A 17978-nucleotide genomic window follows, 5' to 3' on the forward strand; every position below is an offset into this window, starting at 1 on the left:
CTGCGGCGCGCGCCGCCTTTTTCTTCAAGATTGATTAAGGAGGGATATATGCAAATTAGAGGAGAGGCCGCGATCGCCTGCGGATTCATGGCGGGCCTGGCAACGGGGTTGCTGTTCGATGGATGTTTCGACAGCTATATCAATCGATTCCGCGACTCTGGTTTTTCGAGAGGCAAGCCTTGGAAAACAGCGTCGGCTCATCGAGAAGCGACCGCGCCCATCGAGCCCCGCAGTGTGGATACCTCAAAAATCAAGGTAACCGTCACCAAGAACGGCAAGATTTACCACCGTTCTGCGGGATGCAAAAACTTGTCCCGAAACGCCATTAAAACGAGCGTGCCATTGGCAACCGCACTCAAGCGAGGCAAGACGCCCTGCCCAACATGCTGCCCGCCAACAGTGTGCTCGATCTAGTTTTTTGGGTGTTTGATCCGTTTGGATGGAAGAACGAGGGGTAAGCCCTAAGGGGTGCGGATGCCGGGGCTGATCCGCAATTTCTGCCATCGATTTGTCTAGAGTCGCACAGCACGGAGGTGCCGCTTAATGTCCATTTTCGTTACCGGAGACGTTCACGGTGTTGCCGAGTACGGGGCGAGCCGCTTCTCGTCGCGCGTTTGGCCATTGGGCCGTACGCTGACGCGCGATGACGTGGTGATCGTTGCCGGCGACTTTGGCTTTATATGGAGTGGCTCAAACACCGACAAATACTGGCTCGACTGGTTTGAGTCCAAGCCCTGGACTACGTGTTTTGTCGACGGCAATCACGAGAACTATCATCTGCTGGCGGGGCTGCCGATCCGAGAGTGGAACGGGGGCCTCGTTCACGAGGCTCGCCCGCATGTGCTGCACCTGATGCGCGGAGAGGTGTTCGACATCGCGGGGAACACGGTGCTCGCCATGGGTGGCGCCGCGAGCCATGACAAACAGTGGCGCCGGGAGGGAAAGACGTGGTGGCCCGAGGAAATGCCGAGTGAGAGCGAGATGGAATACTGTCGCGCCTCGCTCGATCGTGTGGGCTGGAAGGTCGACTATGTTGTGACTCACGAGGCGCCGGTCGATTTGGCAGACGAGCTGTGCATGGAGTGCAATCGCGAGTTCTACGACGATTCGCTGCAGGCCTTTTTGGGCGAGCTCGACGGGCGACTCGACTACCGCACCTGGTTCTTTGGCCATTACCATGACGATGAATGGCGCGACGACAAGCATCGCCTGATCTACCAAGATATCGTGCGGATCGAAGCGCGATGTGCTGACGGATTCGGCGAGGCGACGAGCAACTATTCCGAGCAAGAGCGTTAGGAGGTCCCCGTGATCTGGTTTACCAGCGATACTCATTTTGGACACGAGAACATGCTACGGCTTAGCGATAGGCCTTGGTCGACTGTTGCGCAGATGAACGACGCCATGGTCGCCAGCATTAATAGCAAGGTCGCTGCGGATGACGAGCTTTACATCTTGGGCGACTTTAGCTTTAAGATGACGGTCCAAGATGCCTACGAGCTGCGCAAAAGCATTGTCTGCAAGCGTGTCCATCTGCTGCCCGGCAACCACGACAAAGACTGGACGCAGCCTGCGGTGGCGGATGCTTTTATCGTCGAGGCGCCCATTTGCGTGCTCAAGATCGACCGTCAGAAAATTGTGCTGAGCCACTATCCCATGGTCGACTGGCAGGGTATGTCGCACGGCGGCTGGCATCTTCATGGGCATATCCACAGCTGCGGCGGCGCGTACAACACGTTCAACCTTCGGCAGGGGCTGCGGCGCTATGACGTGGGCGTGGACGCCAACGGCTACGCCCCGGTGAGCCTGGAGGAGCTCAAGTCTTGGTTTGCGCAGGTCGATGAGCCGGTGTGTTGCGCTAAATGGCCGTGGTGGGTCAACGCCACGGGCGATGAGCAGGTTGAGCGCGATCTCGAAGCCTATAAGAGGGAAGTGGCAATCCGATGACGGTTTATGTGACGGGCGATGTCCACGGTGGCATCGACATGCAAAAGCTGCGCGATTGGGAACGCGGCGACTCGCTCTCGAGCGACGACTATCTCATCATCGCGGGCGACTTTGGCTTTCCGTGGGATTTCTCTGCCGAGGAATGCGCCGATATCGCGTGGCTCGAGTCGCGTCCCTATACCGTGCTGTTCGTCGACGGCAACCACGAGCGCTTCGATCACTGGGCGGAGCGTCCCATGGAGTTGTGGCACGGTGGGCTGACACAGCGCCTATCGGACACCTCGCCCATACGGCGCCTGACGCGCGGCGAGGTCTTTGAGCTCGACGGCTCAACGATCTTTACCATGGGCGGCGCCACGAGCGTGGACAAGGAATACCGCGTGCCGTATTCCAGCTGGTGGCCGCAGGAGCTGCCGGGTGAGCGCAACTTTGAGAAAGCGCGGACAAAGCTCGATAGCGTGGGCTGGAAGGTCGACTACGTAATCACCCACACCTGTTCCACGCGCATGCTCTCGCCCACGCTCTATCCGGCACCTGGCTGGAATTACCCCGATGTCGATCGGCTTACGGCATTTTTCGACGAGCTAGAAGGCCGCCTGGATTACAAGCGCTGGTACTACGGGCATTTTCATCGGGATGCCAACCCGGCCGAGCGCCACACCGTGCTCTACGACTGCATCGTTCGCCTGGGCGATGAACTCCAGCCCTGGGACGTTGCGTAGGGGCGGGGCGTTTGGTTACTCGGCCATGATGGTGATGTTCTCGCGGTGTGCGCGAATGACGTTCCAGCTAAAGTGTTCGACCAGCTGCTCGGCGGAGCACGGCGTGGTGTCTGGCGCGATGCCCGTTTGCCCGGCGAGCCAGCCCAGCAGTGCTTCGGGCGTGGCAAAGCGGGTGCGCAACTCGCCCAGGTCCAGATCGCGGTCGCGCTTGGAAAGGCGGCGGCCGTCCGCCGACATGAGCAGCGGAATGTGCGCGTAGTGCGGCGTGGCAAGTCCCAGCAGATGCTGCAGGTAGATCTGGCGGGGCGTGGAGCCCAGCAGGTCGCATCCGCGCACGACCTCGGTGACGCCCATGGCGGCGTCGTCGACCACTACGGCCAGCTGATAGGCAAATACGCCGTCGCTGCGGCGCACCAAAAAGTCGCCGCACTCGGTGGCGAGCGCCTCGCATTGGGCGCCGTACGTGCGGTCTACGAACTCGACCACATCGTCGGCGAGGTCATCGACCGTGGGTACGCGCAGGCGCGTGGCCGGGGCGCGCAGGGTGCTGCGGCGGGCAACCTCTTCGGCCGAAAGAGCACGGCAGGCGCCGCGATAGATGGGCGTGCCGTCGCTGGCGTGCGGTGCGCTCGCGGTGTGGAGCTCGGCGCGCGTGCAAAAGCAAGGGTAGGTGAGGCCGGCGTCTTGCAATTGGCGCAAGGCGGCTTCGTACAGATCCAGGCGATCGTGCTGGTAGTAGGGGCCTTCGTCCCACTCGAGACCCAGCCAGGCCAGGTCGTCGATCAGCTGGGCCGCAAGTTCGGGACGCTTGCAGCGATCGTCCAGGTCCTCGATGCGCAACACGATACTGCCGCCCTGGCTGCGGGCCGAAAGCCACGCGCACAGGCAGCTGAACACGTTGCCCAGGTGCATGCGGCCCGAGGGCGATGGGGCAAAGCGGCCCACGACGGGGGTGGGAGAGGGAGTCGCCGTCGACGTGGCCACGGCGGGCGTTGCTATGTTGCGTGCTTTGATATCCATGCGGACGAGTATAGCGCGGGGCGCGATGGGGAGGCGTCACTGTGGTCCGCAAGTTGTCGAGGCCCCTCATTGCGTATGGCGGGTCGCAGACTCGGTGCTTTGATACCTGTCCATCAACTCGGCACCTAAGACGACAGAAACCCCGGCAGCTCTTCGCAACTGCCGGGGTTTCCGCGGAAAAGGGGGACATGATCCTCGAGCGAACGGGAAAGGGGCAAACCGTTTTCGCTCAACTGCTTTATGCCCTTCGCCCGCAGGCTCAATCAGCGTTTTAGCGGCAACACAAAGCCGCTACACCTGTGACGGAGCTGTGAAGTGGTGTCTGCTGCTGGCGCGGGCCATGGCAAGGAGTGTCCCAGACTGCCGGCAGATAAGGAACGTCCCCAAGTGCCGGCCGTGGACGTGACTTTCGTCCCGTTTGATACTCCGCTGGCCTAGATGTTCGTCACATGAGCCCGCAAACGTGGGACAATGACGCTACTGGTACCACAGACAAAGGATGTGCCTATGAACGCCCCCGTTGCCCAGCCCTGTCGGCAGCGCCGCCTGTTTGCGCGATTCGCTTCCGTCTGCGCACTCGTCGCGCTTGCGTTGTTGCTGCTGCCTGCCGCCGCGCACGCCGACGGCTACTCCATGAGCCAAACCTACATCGGCGCCACGGTTGAGGCCGATGGCTCGCTGACCGTTGTCGAGGGACGCCAGTTCGATTTCGACGACGACATCAACGGCGTGTATTGGGATATCAATACAGGCTCTAACCAGCAAGGCGGCTCGGTGGTCGTCAATGTGCTAAGCGTCGAGGAAGACGACACTGCGTTTAACAAGGTCGACAGCGCAAACAAAGGCGACGACGGCGTTTACACGGTGGAACAGTCCGACGACGGCGTAAAGATTAAGGTGTTCAGCCCCCACGAGAGCGGCGACAGCGCAATCTACTACGTGAGCTATTCCATGACCGGTGCGGTTATGAACTGGGCCGATACCGCCGAGCTTTACTGGAAATTTGTGGGTGACGGCTGGTCGGCGGATTCCGATGACGTCGAGATGGAAGTGTATTTCGCAAATGCCGCTGCCGGGACGGCTGCCGTCAAGGGCGATAACTTCCGCGCATGGGGCCACGGTCCGCTGACGGGCGACGTGTCGCTCGATGAGGACGAGCCCATGGTCACCTATACCATTCCCTGCGTGCATCAGGGCGAATTCGCCGAGGCACGCATCGCCTTCCCCAGCGACTGGGTGCCGCAGCTTGCCGCCTCGGGCGAAGAGCGCATGTCAACGATCCTGAGCGAAGAGAAGGAATGGGCCGACGAAGCTAACGCCCGCCGTGAGCACGCGCGTGCGGTTGCCAGCGCGATTGCCGTGGTGTGTGTTGTCGTGGCGGTTGCCTATACCGGTGTGATCGTGATGCTTAAGCTGCGCAGGCCCAAGCCCAAGCCGCTCTTCCAGGACGAGTACTTCCGCGATGTGCCCTCGGCCGACCATCCCGCGGTGCTTGCAGCTCTCATGAGCTGGAACGACGTGCCCGATCAGGCATATATCGCCACGCTTATGAAGCTCACCGACGACCGCGTGATCAAGCTGGAAGAAGCGACCGAGACCAAGAAGAAGGGTCTGCTCCGTCGCGAAAAAGAGAAGCAGACGTATCGCATCACAGTGACCGACGAGGCCTGGAAGGCTGCCAAGAAGGACGGCATCGATCGCGATGTGCTCAAGGTCTTCTTCGCCGGCGTTAAGCCCGATAAAGACGGCGTCCGTTCACGCACGTTTAGCGAGCTGGAGGAGTATGCCAGCGAGCGCACCACATCTGTTGGCGACAAGCTCGAGGACTATCAGAGCACGGTTAAGGGCAAGCTGGAGACGCGCGAGTTTATCGCCTCGGACGGCACCATCGCCCTGGTTGCCGGCTTGGTTCTCGGCATCATCATTGTCTTTGGCATTCTGGGCTCTCTGATCTATACCGACTTTGCGGACGCCAACGTCGGCGCCGCTATGATCTCGATTCCCGTCACGATCGTGGGCTTTGTCCTGAGCTGCACCTTCCGCCGTTACACGCCGGAGGGCGCCGAGGTGGCGGCTCGCTGCAAGGCGCTCAAGCATTGGCTCGAGGACTTTACGCGCCTGAAGGAGGCTATCCCCAGCGACCTGATCTTGTGGAACAAACTGCTGGTGATGGGCGTTGCCCTGGGCGTTTCGAAAGAAGTGCTGCGACAGCTGGCCGAGGCCGTGCCTGCGGATCTGCGCAACAGCGACGATTTCTACGACAACTACCCCTGCTACTGGTGGTATTACCATCACTACGGCAACGAGTCCCCGCTCGATTCGTTCAACGATGTGTACCACGAGACCATCCGCGAGCTGGCTTCGAGTTCCGATAGCTCGAGCGGCGGCAGCGGCGGCGGCTTTTCCGGTGGCGGCGGTGGCGGCGTCGGCGGAGGCGGCGGCGGAACGTTCTAACGGTCGTAAATTATGGGATGGGCTTTTCTCGACAGCCGTCGGGGAAAGCCCATCCCCTTTTTACGCGCTACCTACGAAGACTGTCCCCAGCAACTAGTCATTTAAGAACGTTCCCAACGACTAGGTGCGGTTGCTGCCAAGGAGTGTCCCGGGGTGCCGGCACAAAAGGAACGTCCCTAGCTGCCAGGTTTAGGCTGTTAGATCGAGTTCGTAGAGGAAGCTTTCGCGCGGCATGTCGTGACGGCGCTCTTCGCGGTTGGCGCGGTGCGTGGCCGTGCGCTTAAAGCCGTGCAACTCGTAGAACTTCCACGAGCAGTTGGAGTCGGTGTACAGGTGCGCCCTTGTCGCCCCGCGCGAGGACAGGTACGAGACCGCGGCATCGAGCAAAACCGAGCCAACGCCCAGGCCGTGGACATCGGGATCGACGGCGAGCAGCGTGACTTCGTTGTCGTGCGGCAACGGGCTGCTCTCGAGCAGGCGGTTGTTGGTTCGGATGGTTGCACGCACAAACGAGAGATACTCGGCGCAGGCATCAGGCTCCAGTTCACGCATCTGCGATAGCAGCGCGCGTTCGGTATCCATCCAATGTTCCTTAACGGTGGCGCCGGAGCTCTGTCCCGCACGCGCGAGCGAAATGCCACGCGCCTGACCGTCGATTACGGCAACCTGCGAAAACGTCGATGACGAAAGGCAATAGGCGAGGTCGCACGCGGCCTCGAGGCGGTTGTACTCATCGTTATCCGAATTGTTATGCCAAAGCTGCTGCAGAATCAGCGCGATGGCGTCGAAGTCTTCGGTATCAAACGGTCGGTAGAGAACCCGCGAGACCATGGTGCCTCTTTCTTTTGCGGATGCATATCGAGCACAGTTCTACCACGCTATTGGCATCTAATTATGGTGCCCCTGTGTTCCATGAACTCACCGTGCCCGATGCCGTGTCCATCCCCTCCGCTCGCAAACTTTTTCTGCACAGCCGTGCGTTGCGGGGTGCATCGATGCGCTCGATGCGCTACATTAAATCAGTATTTTCAATGCCGCTGCGCGAGCGCTGCAGATCGACGTATCACCGACTCACAGAGCACGGCGGCGTACCAGACAGGAGGACTGCATGGGATCTGATGTGAAGATCGCACGCGCGTTGATCTCGGTTACCGATAAGACGGGTGTCGTCGATTTCGCACGGACGCTGGTTGACGACTTTGGCGTCGAGATCATCTCTACGGGCGGCACGGCTCGTGCCATCGAGGACGCGGGCGTTCCCGTAACCCCCATCGAGGAGTTTACGGGCTATCCCGAGATGATGGACGGCCGCGTCAAGACGCTGCATCCCAAGGTTCACGGCGCGCTGCTTGCCCGTCGCGATTCCGAGCAGCACATGCAGGAAGCCGCTCAGCACGGCATTAAGCTGATCGACCTGGTCGTCGTCAACCTGTACGAGTTCGAGAAGACCGTTGCCAACCCCGAGGTCACCTTTGCGGATGCCATCGAGCACATCGACATCGGTGGCCCCTCCATGCTGCGCTCTGCCGCCAAGAACGCCGCGAGCGTTACCGTCATCTCCGACCCGGCCGACTACGACGCCGTCCTTGCCGAGATGCGCGAGACCGGCGGTTGCACCACGCTTTCCACCCGTCGTCGCCTGCAGGTGAAGGTCTACCAGACTACCGCCGCCTACGACACGGCTATCTCCCGTTGGCTCGCCGCCCAGGCAAGCGACGTGGCGGACACCTCTGCCAAGCTCGAGATCTCGCTGGAGAAGGTCGACGACCTGCGCTACGGCGAGAACCCGCAGCAGAAGGCCACGGTCTATCGCTTTGCCGAGGGCTGCGAGAACACCGCGAGCTCTCAGTTCCCGCTTGTGGGCTCCGAGCAGATCCAGGGCAAGCCGCTCAGCTACAACAACTATCTGGACGCCGATGCCGCCTGGAACCTGGTCCGAGAGTTCGACGAGCCGGCCTGCGTGATCCTCAAGCATCAGAACCCCTGCGGCTCCGCCGTTGCCGAGGACATCACGGCCGCCTACGACCGCGCTTTCGCCTGCGATCCCAAGAGCGCCTTCGGCGGCATCATCGCCTGCAACCGCGAGGTTCCCTTTGAGCTGGTTGAGCATTTTGCCGACGAGAACAAGCAGTTCGTCGAGGTCATCATCGCCCCGAGCTACACCGATGAGGCGCTCGAGCGCATGGTCAAGCGCCCCAACCTGCGCGTGCTGGCTACCGGCGGCGTGGACCACGGTGCCCAGGTGGAGCTGCGCTCCATCGACGGCGGCATGCTGGTGCAGGAGGTCGACCACGTGACCGAGGATCCCGCGACCTTTACGTTCCCCACCGATCGCAAGCCCACCGACGCTGAGATGGCCGAGCTCGAGTTTGCCTGGAAGGTCTGCAAGGGCGTCAAGTCCAACGCCATCCTGGTCTCCAAGGGCAAGGCCGGCATTGGCATGGGCCCCGGTCAGCCCAACCGCGTTGACTCTGCGCTGCTTGCCTGCGAGCGCGCCGAGGACTTCTGCGAGCGCGAGGGCGTGGAGAAGGGCGGCTTTGCCTGCGCAAGCGACGCGTTCTTCCCGTTCCGCGACAACGTCGACGTGCTTGCCGCACACGGCGTGACCTGCATCATCCAGCCCGGCGGCTCCAAGCGCGATGACGAGAGCATCCAGGCCTGCAACGAGCACAATATTGCGATGGTTTTCACGGGTGCGCGCCACTTCCGCCATTAAGTAGGGAGGTGGCGCTGCGGCTTGCCCAACCACCGCACCTTGCCGCTCATTCGTCGCCCGCGTACCCAAGTACGCGTCGCTCCTCTTTCACGGCAATCTGCGGCACCTGGGCAACCCTCGCCGACCTGTTAGGTTGACTGGGGAGGATGGGATGTTATCTCGTCCCTTGGACCGCCTCGCTTCTAAAATTATCTCTGCAAAAGACGGTCGCTCCGTTTGGAGGGCCGTCTTTTTGGTATAAGAGGACGGAATGACTAACACGAAAGGTATGACCATGCCCCAGATTGATGATGCCGAGCTGTTTGGCAATGCCGAGGATCAGCGTGCGTACGAGGACTTTTGCGCCAATCAGGAGGCGGTCGAGAAGTTTACGCTCGACAAGCCCGCGCTTGTCTGCCGTTGGCGCATGTCCAACAAAAAGGTGCCCATGCTCAACCGCCACATTCGCGCACTGTCCGAGCGCCTGGTGCAGGGCGAGGCGCTCACCCATAACATGCTCAGCTGGGCTAAGCAGCACGTTGAGTGGTCGCTTGCCGAGGGCGATTACACCGCGCACGACGGCGTGCTCATGCTGGTGATCGACGTTAACGGCAATGCCGCCATGACGGTGGGTGAGTACGCGCCGCTGGCCGATACTTCGGCCAAGGCGCTGCGTGCCCGCTCCGCCGAGGCCCGCTCCGAGGCCGACGAAACCGGCGTGGCGCCCGAGCTGCTCGCTGCCGTCAACAACGGCGAGCTGGCCTTTGTGGCGCCGGCGGACGAGTGCCTGTGTGGCACGGCGACGCTCATAGAGCAGCTGGCCCAGACCAAGGGCATCCCGGTCACGCGCGTAGACATTCCCGCACAGCTCAAGGGCGCCTTGTTCCTGGTAAGCGACGAGCACGGCGTGGTGCCTGCCGCCGACGCCGACGCCGCCGAGTCTGATGCCGCGACGGTCGCCTTCTTTGCCGACGGCTACGAAAAGCTTCGCGCCCGCCGCTAAGTGATTTTTCTGGGACGGGGATTAAAGAATCATTTTGGTTCCCGCCACCGCTGCGAGTGCGAGGCGGACAAAACGCCCCCGCTCGCGAACAGTTCTGTCACCTTGGCGATGTGCGTGGCGCGCACCTGCAGTTTCGCAGCCATAATGGTGGCAAGACAATCAAGAGGGGAGCGGAATCCATGGCGCTAATCTATATCGTTGAGGACGACGAGCCCATTCGTCGTGAGCTTGTCGACATCCTTGCCCGCGCCGGGTTTGAAATCGAGGCCTGCGAATCGTTCGAGCATGTCTCGCGCGATATTCTCGCCGCCGCGCCCGACCTGGTGCTGCTCGACCTCACGCTTCCCGTCAAGGACGGCCAGCATATCTGCCACGAGGTTCGCCGCGAATCCGAGGTCCCCATCATCGTCCTCACCTCGCGCACGACCGAGATCGACGAGGTCATGGCCATGACGCTCGGCGCGGACGACTTTGTTCCCAAGCCCTATAGCGCGCGCGTGCTCGTGGCGCGCATCAACGCACTGCTGCGTCGCACCGCGGCGTCAGGCGAGCGCAGCACGCTCGTCCACAAGGGGCTGGAGCTCGACCTCGCCCGCTCTATGGTCACCAACACGGCGACCGGCGACAGCACCGAGCTCACCAAAAATGAGCTGCGTATCCTCTCGCTGCTCCTGAGCCGCGCGGGCAAGATCGTCTCGCGCTCGGCCATCATGCAGGACCTGTGGGACTCCGACGCCTTCGTGGACGACAATACGCTCACCGTCAACATCAACCGCCTGCGCACCACGCTCGAAAAAATCGGCATCAAGGGGTATTTGACGACGCATCGCGGCCAAGGCTATTCGGTCTAGGGGCCGGCTATGTCGTTTGGCAAGTTCTTTAAAGATGCACTGCTTCCCGTCGCCGTGTGGACGTGCGGCGTGCTGCTGAGCTGCTTTGTGCTGACGGTCGCCGGCGCACCCGTTTCTATCGTGGTCGTGGCGGTTGGCGTGTCCTTTATCTTCGGTATGCTCGGCATCGTGATCGAGTACGCTCGCCGTCGCCGTTTTCTGCGTCAGTTGGAGCGCGCGGCAGAGGAGCTCGAGAGTCCCGCATGGGTGCAGGAGATGGTGCAATGCCCAACCTATGCCGAGGGCGAGCTCGAGTACGAGGTCCTGTGCCGGGTGGGCAAAGCCGCCTGCGACGAGGTTGCCGAGGGCCGGCGTCAGACCGAAGACTATCGCGACTATATCGAGAGCTGGGTCCACGAGGCCAAGCTGCCCCTGGCGGCGGCTCACCTGATTCTGGAAAACCTCGACGGCGGCGCAGATGACCCAACACGTGTCGATGACCTGGGTCGCGAGTTGGCTCGCGTGGAACGCTATATCGACCAGGCGCTGTACTACGCGCGCTCGGAAGTCGTGGAGCGCGACTACCTGATTCGCCGCTGGGACCTTAAGACCTTGGTGACGGGTGCGATTAAGGCCAACGCGCGCGAGCTCATTGCGGCGCACGTGGCTCCGGTGTGCGAGAACCTTGACTTCGAGGTCTTTACCGACGAAAAATGGCTCGAATTTATCCTGGGCCAGCTCATTCAGAACAGCATTAAATATGCGCGCGAGGACGGCGCGAAGATCGTGTTTTCGGGCGCGTTGTTGGACGAGGGCCTGGCGAGCGAACGCATCGAGCTCACCGTTGCCGACAACGGCTGTGGCGTGAGCGCGGCCGACCTGCCGCGCGTGTTCGAGAAGGGCTTTACCGGCGACAACGGCCGCACCACCAAGCGCGCAACGGGCATCGGCCTCTACCTGGTGGCGCGTCTGTGCTCCAAGATGGGCATCGACGTCACCGCAGCATCCGATCCCGGCGAAGGCTTCGTCGTAACATTCGCGTTTTCAACGAATAAGTTTCAATATTTCGAGTAACGCACGCGGCAGACGCCCACCCAAACAAAAACGTGCAGCCCAAACAAAACGTGCCACCCCAAACGGGGCGGCACGCTATCTTTTATCAGCCAACTCGCTGAAGTAAGGCTGCGAAGGCCGCGGGGCCGGGAGGGGTTTCCTAAGGGCACATCCCGCAGCCGCAACGCGGCGAGGACGTGCCCGTGGAAACCCCGCAGGCCCCGCGGCCGGTGGGAGCAACGCTACTTCACGACCAAAATGTCGCAGTCCGTATTGCGCAGCAGGAACGTCGAAATCGAACCCAGCAGCGCATACTTGATCGAGGACAGGCCGCGGGCGCCGCAGAGCACCAGGTCGGGCTTGACCACGTCGAGCATCTCGTCTTTGAGCGTCTCACGAATACGGCCGGCGCGAATCATGACTTCGACCTCGGGAATGTCGGGATTGGCCTTGGCCTCTTCGAGCTGCTTGGCGATGGAGTTCTTAAATGCCTCCTCTAGGCCGTTGACCAGATCGACCGGATAGGAGCCAGCACTCTCGAGTGCCGTGGAATCGATAACGTGGCCGATAATCAGCTTGGCGCCGTTGTTCGCGGCAACCTTGATGGCGCGTGCGAGCACAAAATCCTGCTGCTCAGTACCGTCGAGTGAAACAAATACCTTGGTGTAGCCCTCGTTCATGGTTTCCTCCTTGGTCTATCGCACGGGCGTGGGGCTCGTGCATCGGGCGGACGCGGATGCGTGGCCGCCGGACACTTTATCTTGTTGCAGTTATACCCAAGGATTTGGGTTTGACCGCTCGCAATTCTGTGAACGGGCGAGTTTTTTGGTAAGGGTAGGCGCGGGCGCGCCTCCAACGGTTGATAATGGGACATCGCCCGCAACCGTCCGCAGAACAACTATCGGCGGGTGTCTAACGAGGGGGTCCCTTTGGATATCATCGAGCTTCTAAAATCTGCCTTCATGGGCCTGGTCGAGGGCATCACCGAATGGCTGCCTGTTTCGTCGACCGGTCACATGATCTTGGTGGACGAGTTCGTCAAGATGAACATGAGCGAGACGTTCTGGAATATGTTCCTGGTCGTGATTCAGCTTGGCGCCATTTTGGCCGTCTGCGTCCTGTTCTTCTACGATCTCAACCCGTTTTCTCCCAGCAAGGGCAAGGAGGGCCGTCGCGACACCTGGGTGCTGTGGGGCAAGATTGTGCTCGGTTGCATTCCCGCCGCGGCGATCGGTCTGCCGCTTAACGACTGGATGGAGGAGCATTTCTATAATGCTCCCGTCGTGGCGCTGGCGCTCATTGTGTACGGCGTGCTGTTTATCGTGATCGAGAACTGGCGCGCGAACAAGCGCGACCAGGCCGCTCTTGCCGGTTCGTTTGGTTCGCGTGCCGTGGTGGCGGGCGGACGACCCGCTGGTGCGCATTTTGCCGCGCCCGCTGCGACTGCCGCTGCAGACGATGACGATAACCTGGACTTTGGATCCATCACTACGCTCGAGGATTTGAGCTGGAAGACCGCGCTGGGTATTGGTTGCTTCCAGGTGCTTTCGCTGATTCCGGGCACATCGCGCTCCGGCTCCACCATCATCGGCGGCCTGCTGCTGGGCTGCACGCGCTCGGTGGCGTCTAAGTTCACGTTCTTCCTGGCTATTCCCGTTATGTTTGGCGCGAGTGCGCTCAAGCTGGTCAAGTACTTTATTAAGGGCGGCACCTTCGGCACCAACGAGATCGCCATCCTGGGCGTGGGCTGCGTCGTCGCCTTTGTGGTGTCGCTTATCGCCATCAAGTGGCTTATGGGCTTCGTCCGCCGTCACGACTTCAAGTGCTTCGGCGTCTACCGCATCATCCTGGGCATCGTAGTGCTCGCATACTTCTTTGTCCTGGAGCCGATGCTCGGCCTGTAACTTAGTCGACGCTGCGCGGCGGCCGGGGCGACAACTTGTCATTCAAAGGGGGCGGCATGACCAGAAGGTCTATGCCGCCCCTTTTCATGCCAATTTGTTCGCCCCGGCCACCGCTCGCTGCTGCTGCCATGACATCGGCGGTTTCGTGATTGTCAATTGATTGGTGCAGACTAACCTGACCCCATTGCGCCTAATCCGCTGGGGTGGGCCTGACGGTGGCGCACGGAGTCGTGGTGTGATTTGCGTCGGTGTCCGCGCGGCTCGGTATACTGGTACGGCTCAAACTATGGCGCCGCCCGCAGGCGCGCCGTCCGTCAGATGAGGAGTCGCCCATGACCCAGCCCTTGCCCTGGGAAAAGAACGCCACGGTACCCGTGCCGCCCGCGCCGGAACCCGTGCCGCTCGATGCATACACCGCCCCTGCAGCGCCGGAGCCCGAGCTCGTCCCGCTCGACATCTACGGCGCTCCTGCGCCGGCACCCAAACCCGCCAAGCCGCTCGTCGACATCGACAGCCTGAATCCCGCCCAGCGCGAGGCGGTTCTGACCACCGAGGGCCCGTTGCTGGTGCTCGCCGGCGCCGGCTCGGGCAAGACCCGCGTCCTGACCTTCCGCATCGCACATATGCTCGGCGACCTGGGCGTTAAGCCTTGGCAGGTTCTTGCCATTACGTTTACCAACAAGGCCGCGGCCGAGATGCGCGAGCGTTTGGCGGCGCTCATTCCCAGCGGTACCCGCGGCATGTGGGTGTGCACCTTCCATGCCATGTGTGTGCGCATGCTGCGCGAGGACGCCGACCTGCTGGGCTACACCGGTCAGTTCACCATCTACGATGATGACGACTCAAAGCGCATGGTGCGTGACATTATGCAGGCGCTCGGCATTGAGCAAAAGCAGTTCCCCATCAACATGATCCGCAGCAAGATCAGCTCGGCCAAAAACGCCATGATCGGCCCCGAGGACATGCTCAAGAGTGCCGATAGCCCCAACGACAAAAAGGCCGCGCAGGTCTACCTAGAGCTGGAGCGCCGCCTGCGCGCCGCCAACGCGATGGACTTCGACGACCTGCTCGTGCGCACGCTCGAGCTGCTGCGCACCCGCCCCGAGGTGCTCGACAAGTACCAGGAACGCTTCCGCTACATTAGCGTCGACGAGTATCAGGACACCAACCACGTCCAGTACGAAATCGCCAACCTGCTGGCCGCCAAGTACCAAAACCTCATGGTCGTGGGCGACGATGACCAGTCCATTTATAGCTGGCGTGGCGCCGACATCACCAACATCCTGGACTTTGAGAAGGACTTTAAAAACTGCAAGACCGTCAAGCTGGAGCAGAACTATCGTTCCACGGGTCACATCCTGAGCGCCGCTAATGCCGTGGTGCGCCACAACTCGCAGCGCAAGGACAAGCGCCTGTTTACGGCCGAGGGCGATGGCGAGAAGATCCAGGCCTTCCAGGCGAGCGACGAGCGCGACGAGGGCCGCTGGATTGCCGGCGAGATCGAGAAGCTGCACTCCAAGGGCACGAGCTACGACGATATCGCCGTGTTCTATCGTACCAACGCCCAGTCGCGCATTCTCGAAGATATGTTCCTGCGCGCGGGCGTGCCCTACAAGATCGTGGGCGGCACGCGGTTCTTCGACCGTGCCGAGATCCGCGACGTCATGGCCTACCTCAAGATGATCGTGAACCCGGCTGACGAGATGAGCGTCAAGCGCGTCATCAACACACCTCGCCGCGGCATCGGTTCCACCTCGATTCAAAAAATTGAGCAGCTGGCGCGCGACAACCGCTGCTCGTTCTTCCAGGCCTGCGAGATCGCGTGCGCCGAAACCGGTATGTTTAGCGCCAAGGTGCGCAATGGCCTGTCGAGCTTTGTGTCGCTGGTGCGCGAGGGCCGTCGCATGGATGGCGAGCTCAAGGACGTCGTCGAGATGATTGTCGACAAGACGGGCCTGCTGCAGGCATTCCGCGCCGAGGGCACCATGGAGTCCGAGAGCCGCGCCGAGAACATCCAGGAATTCCTGGGCGTTGCGGCCGAATTTGAGGAGACGCACGAGGATATCGAGGGTACGCTCGAGAGCTTGGAAGAGCTGCGCGCGGCTGGCGTTGCCGATGTACCGGCCGGAGCCGAGTCCGAGCCCGTCGTGGTGAGCGCGCCTGCGCCCGAACCGGGGCCGTCTGCCCCGGCATCCTCGTTTGAGGCGCTCGTTGGCGCGCGTGATGCCGCGGGTTCCAATCCGCTCGACAGCCTGGCGGCCCCGGCGCTCTCGCCGCAGGATGCCCTGGCTGCCGCTATCGCGGGCAACGCCTATGCCGCGCCGACTGAGCTGCCGGCGGGCGCCGTGCATGCCGACGAGATCGAGCGCACCTACGGTCCGCTTACCTGCAAGGCGCTGCCGGCACTCATGGAGTGGCTGGCCCTGCGCTCCGACTTGGATTCCCTGGCCGGCGAAACGCATGCCATCACCATGATGACCATCCACTCCGCCAAGGGCCTGGAGTTCCCCGCGGTGTTCGTGGCCGGCATGGAGGAGGGCATCTTCCCGCACGTGCACGACTTTGGCGGCAGCGATGATCCGGGCAAGCTCGAGGAGGAGCGTCGCCTGGCCTACGTCGCCATCACGCGTGCCCGTAAGCGCCTGTTCTTGACCTATGCGGCCACGCGTCGCACCTACGGCTCGACCTCTGCCAACCCGCGCTCGCGCTTCCTCAACGAGATTCCGTTTGAGGATATCGAGTTTGGCGGCATCGGTTCTGCCGGTTTTGAGGGCACGGGCTGGGAAAAGCGCGGCGACCGTCACGGCACCTTTGGCTCGGGCATGGGCTCGGACATGTATGGCGGCAAGGTGTTCGGTTCGCATACGCGCTCGACCGGCGGTTCCGGTTCGCGCGGCGGATCGAGCTTTGACGACTTCTTTGGCGGCAGCAGTTACGGGACCGAGCGCCATCGTGGGGTTTCGCCCGACGCCGGCCGTGTTGCCTCGACCTTTGGCTCGGGCGCGCCGCGAGCCAAAAAGCCGTCGTCTAAGGTGTCACCGACGGTGGAGCGCAAGGTCGATCGCGCCAGCGCGTCGCAGGACTTTGCCGCGGGCGATACCGTGAGCCATAAGACCTTTGGCACGGGTACCGTGATCTCGGTCGCTGGAGACATGATCGAGGTCCAATTCGAAAAGACCGGCCAGACCAAAAAGCTTATGAAGGGTTTTGCACCGATCGTCAAGCTGTCGTAATCCCGGCGGACCTGGGCGGGCGTATGGGGCAACATCGCCTGCTCGGGCAGTCCTGCTCGCACGGAGAGCACTTAATGTGCTCTCCGTGCGAGCGGGACTGTCCGAGCAGGCGACCAAACCCCGCGCCCCGTCCCGGCGAGCGCTCGGGGACCGGTAGCTTACAGGTGGCTGATGATCAGTTCCATCTTGCCTTCGAGGTCGATGGAGCTGACGGTGCTCGGGGCCAGCAGGTGGCTGCCCTTGTGAACGGGCTCGCCGCACACGGTGCCCTCGCCGTCGATGACCGACAGACACATGAAGGGCCAGTGCTGGTCGAGGGTCTTGCTGCCGTTGACGCGCACGCGATCGACGGTGTAGCAGGAGTTAGACTCGAGCTCGGTCACGCCGTCGACCTCGGGCGCGGTCACGGTGCCGTCGGTCGGTGCCTGAACATCAAAGTCGATGCAGTCGAGGCTCTGCTCAATATGCAGCGGGCGCAGCTTGCCGTCGGTGCCGGGACGGTCGTAGTCGTACAGGCGATACGTCACGTCGCTCGACTGCTGCGTCTCCAAAATGAGCGTGCCGGTCTTGATGGCGTGGACGGTACCGGAATCAATCTGGAAAAAGTCGCCCTTGTGGATCGGCAGCACGTTGAGCATGTCGTCCCAGCGGCCGTCTTCGATCATCTGTGCAGCCTCGGCGCGGTCCTTGGCGCGCTGGCCGACGATGATTGTGGCGCCGGGCTCGCAGTCCAGCACATACCAGCACTCGGTTTTGCCCAGGCTGCCGTTCTCGTGCTCGGCGGCGTACTCGTCGTTGGGATGGATCTGGATCGAAAGGTCGTCCTTGGCGTCCAGAATCTTAATGAGCAGCGGGAACTCCTTGCCCTCGCAGTTGCCAAAGAGCTCGCGGTGCTCGGCCCACAGCCACGAAAGCGTGTGGCCTGTATACGGGCCCTCAGCGATCTGGCAGTCGCCGTTGGGGTGTGCCGAGATGGCCCAGCACTCACCGATGGGACCCTCGGGAATGTCATAACCAAATACGGTTTCGAGCTGGCGGCCGCCCCAGATCTTCTCGTGAAAGATCGGCGTCAGTTTAATCAAATCGGACATGTTCATACCCCCATGGTGTTGCGCGG

15 protein-coding genes are annotated in these 17978 nt (G+C 61.8%); 11 read left to right on the forward strand and 4 right to left on the reverse strand.

Going from position 1 to position 17978, the window contains the following annotated elements:
- Window positions 1–48 precede the first annotated feature (48 nt).
- From DW003_RS07200 to DW003_RS07215, 4 genes are all read left to right on the forward strand, one after another.
- A complete protein-coding gene (locus DW003_RS07200; protein ID WP_118388300.1) occupies window positions 49–414 on the forward strand; it encodes a hypothetical protein in 366 nt (121 codons plus the stop codon).
- A gap of 129 nt (window positions 415–543) precedes the next feature.
- The gene (locus tag DW003_RS07205; RefSeq protein WP_118388302.1) at window positions 544–1299 is read left to right on the forward strand and encodes a metallophosphoesterase; all 756 of its coding nucleotides are present in this window, start codon (window positions 544–546) and stop codon (window positions 1297–1299) included.
- A gap of 9 nt (window positions 1300–1308) precedes the next feature.
- Entirely contained in the window at window positions 1309–1947 is a 639-nt protein-coding gene (locus DW003_RS07210) for a metallophosphoesterase (RefSeq protein WP_118388304.1), read from the forward strand.
- On the forward strand, window positions 1944–2669 hold the full coding sequence (locus tag DW003_RS07215) for a metallophosphoesterase (RefSeq protein ID WP_118388306.1): 726 nt from the start codon (window positions 1944–1946) through the stop codon (window positions 2667–2669). The genes DW003_RS07210 and DW003_RS07215 overlap by 4 nt, the downstream gene beginning before the upstream one ends.
- A gap of 15 nt (window positions 2670–2684) precedes the next feature.
- Here DW003_RS07215 and gluQRS read toward each other — a convergent pair whose 3' ends face one another.
- The gene (gluQRS, locus tag DW003_RS07220; protein ID WP_255413732.1) at window positions 2685–3689 is read right to left on the reverse strand and encodes a tRNA glutamyl-Q(34) synthetase GluQRS; all 1005 of its coding nucleotides are present in this window, start codon (window positions 3687–3689) and stop codon (window positions 2685–2687) included.
- A gap of 507 nt (window positions 3690–4196) precedes the next feature.
- On the opposite strand from gluQRS, the gene DW003_RS09940 reads away from it, so the two are divergent.
- Window positions 4197–6143 (forward strand): DUF2207 domain-containing protein, encoded by a 1947-nt coding sequence (locus DW003_RS09940; protein ID WP_158573196.1) that lies wholly within the window; start codon window positions 4197–4199, stop codon window positions 6141–6143.
- A gap of 189 nt (window positions 6144–6332) precedes the next feature.
- Here the strand turns inward: DW003_RS09940 and DW003_RS07230 are convergent, their stop codons facing one another.
- The gene (locus DW003_RS07230) at window positions 6333–6974 is read right to left on the reverse strand and encodes a GNAT family N-acetyltransferase (RefSeq protein ID WP_117640393.1); all 642 of its coding nucleotides are present in this window, start codon (window positions 6972–6974) and stop codon (window positions 6333–6335) included.
- 277 nt (window positions 6975–7251) lie between these two features.
- On the opposite strand from DW003_RS07230, the gene purH reads away from it, so the two are divergent.
- The 4 genes from purH to DW003_RS07250 all read left to right on the forward strand — a co-directional run bounded on the left by purH (window position 7252) and on the right by DW003_RS07250 (window position 11745).
- Complete coding sequence (purH, locus tag DW003_RS07235) at window positions 7252–8859, forward strand: bifunctional phosphoribosylaminoimidazolecarboxamide formyltransferase/IMP cyclohydrolase (protein ID WP_117759750.1); 1608 nt, start codon at window positions 7252–7254, stop codon at window positions 8857–8859.
- Between the two features lie 250 nt (window positions 8860–9109).
- Complete coding sequence (locus tag DW003_RS07240) at window positions 9110–9841, forward strand: hypothetical protein (protein ID WP_118388310.1); 732 nt, start codon at window positions 9110–9112, stop codon at window positions 9839–9841.
- Between the two features lie 179 nt (window positions 9842–10020).
- Window positions 10021–10692 (forward strand): response regulator transcription factor, encoded by a 672-nt coding sequence (locus DW003_RS07245; protein WP_117564915.1) that lies wholly within the window; start codon window positions 10021–10023, stop codon window positions 10690–10692.
- 9 nt (window positions 10693–10701) lie between these two features.
- Window positions 10702–11745: a sensor histidine kinase gene (locus DW003_RS07250; RefSeq protein ID WP_118388312.1), complete on the forward strand. Its 1044-nt coding sequence runs from the start codon at window positions 10702–10704 to the stop codon at window positions 11743–11745.
- A 221-nt stretch (window positions 11746–11966) separates the two neighbouring features.
- On the opposite strand, the gene DW003_RS07255 is transcribed toward DW003_RS07250, so the two are convergent.
- Entirely contained in the window at window positions 11967–12404 is a 438-nt protein-coding gene (locus DW003_RS07255; RefSeq protein ID WP_006235921.1) for a universal stress protein, read from the reverse strand.
- A 249-nt stretch (window positions 12405–12653) separates the two neighbouring features.
- Here DW003_RS07255 and DW003_RS07260 point away from each other — a divergent pair, with 249 nt between their 5' ends.
- On the forward strand, window positions 12654–13628 hold the full coding sequence (locus tag DW003_RS07260; protein WP_118388314.1) for an undecaprenyl-diphosphate phosphatase: 975 nt from the start codon (window positions 12654–12656) through the stop codon (window positions 13626–13628).
- A gap of 332 nt (window positions 13629–13960) precedes the next feature.
- Complete coding sequence (locus DW003_RS07265) at window positions 13961–16861, forward strand: ATP-dependent helicase (RefSeq protein WP_118388316.1); 2901 nt, start codon at window positions 13961–13963, stop codon at window positions 16859–16861.
- Window positions 16862–17019: 158 nt separating this feature from the next.
- Here the strand turns inward: DW003_RS07265 and DW003_RS07270 are convergent, their stop codons facing one another.
- Window positions 17020–17952, reverse strand: a complete 933-nt coding sequence (locus tag DW003_RS07270; RefSeq protein WP_370448113.1) for a type I phosphomannose isomerase catalytic subunit — start codon at window positions 17950–17952, stop codon at window positions 17020–17022.
- Window positions 17953–17978 lie beyond the last annotated feature (26 nt).

Origin of the sequence: Collinsella sp. AF36-3AT (genome assembly GCF_003475205.1) — a bacterium.
GTDB lineage: Bacteria > Actinomycetota > Coriobacteriia > Coriobacteriales > Coriobacteriaceae > Collinsella > Collinsella aerofaciens_AF.

Bases quoted from the DNA above. Each gene is read 5' to 3' on its own strand.
- DW003_RS07230 (WP_117640393.1), bottom strand. From the start codon at position 6,974: ATGGTCTCGCGGGTTCTCTACCGACCGTTTGATACCGAAGACTTCGAC.
- purH (WP_117759750.1), top strand. From the start codon at position 7,252: ATGGGATCTGATGTGAAGATCGCACGCGCGTTGATCTCGGTTACCGAT.
- DW003_RS07240 (WP_118388310.1), top strand. From the start codon at position 9,110: ATGACTAACACGAAAGGTATGACCATGCCCCAGATTGATGATGCCGAG.
- DW003_RS09940 (WP_158573196.1), top strand. From the start codon at position 4,197: ATGAACGCCCCCGTTGCCCAGCCCTGTCGGCAGCGCCGCCTGTTTGCG.
- DW003_RS07215 (WP_118388306.1), top strand. From the start codon at position 1,944: ATGACGGTTTATGTGACGGGCGATGTCCACGGTGGCATCGACATGCAA.
- DW003_RS07245 (WP_117564915.1), top strand. From the start codon at position 10,021: ATGGCGCTAATCTATATCGTTGAGGACGACGAGCCCATTCGTCGTGAG.
- gluQRS (WP_255413732.1), bottom strand. From the start codon at position 3,689: ATGGATATCAAAGCACGCAACATAGCAACGCCCGCCGTGGCCACGTCG.
- DW003_RS07205 (WP_118388302.1), top strand. From the start codon at position 544: ATGTCCATTTTCGTTACCGGAGACGTTCACGGTGTTGCCGAGTACGGG.
- DW003_RS07200 (WP_118388300.1), top strand. From the start codon at position 49: ATGCAAATTAGAGGAGAGGCCGCGATCGCCTGCGGATTCATGGCGGGC.
- DW003_RS07270 (WP_370448113.1), bottom strand. From the start codon at position 17,952: ATGTCCGATTTGATTAAACTGACGCCGATCTTTCACGAGAAGATCTGG.
- DW003_RS07255 (WP_006235921.1), bottom strand. From the start codon at position 12,404: ATGAACGAGGGCTACACCAAGGTATTTGTTTCACTCGACGGTACTGAG.
- DW003_RS07250 (WP_118388312.1), top strand. From the start codon at position 10,702: ATGTCGTTTGGCAAGTTCTTTAAAGATGCACTGCTTCCCGTCGCCGTG.
- DW003_RS07265 (WP_118388316.1), top strand. From the start codon at position 13,961: ATGACCCAGCCCTTGCCCTGGGAAAAGAACGCCACGGTACCCGTGCCG.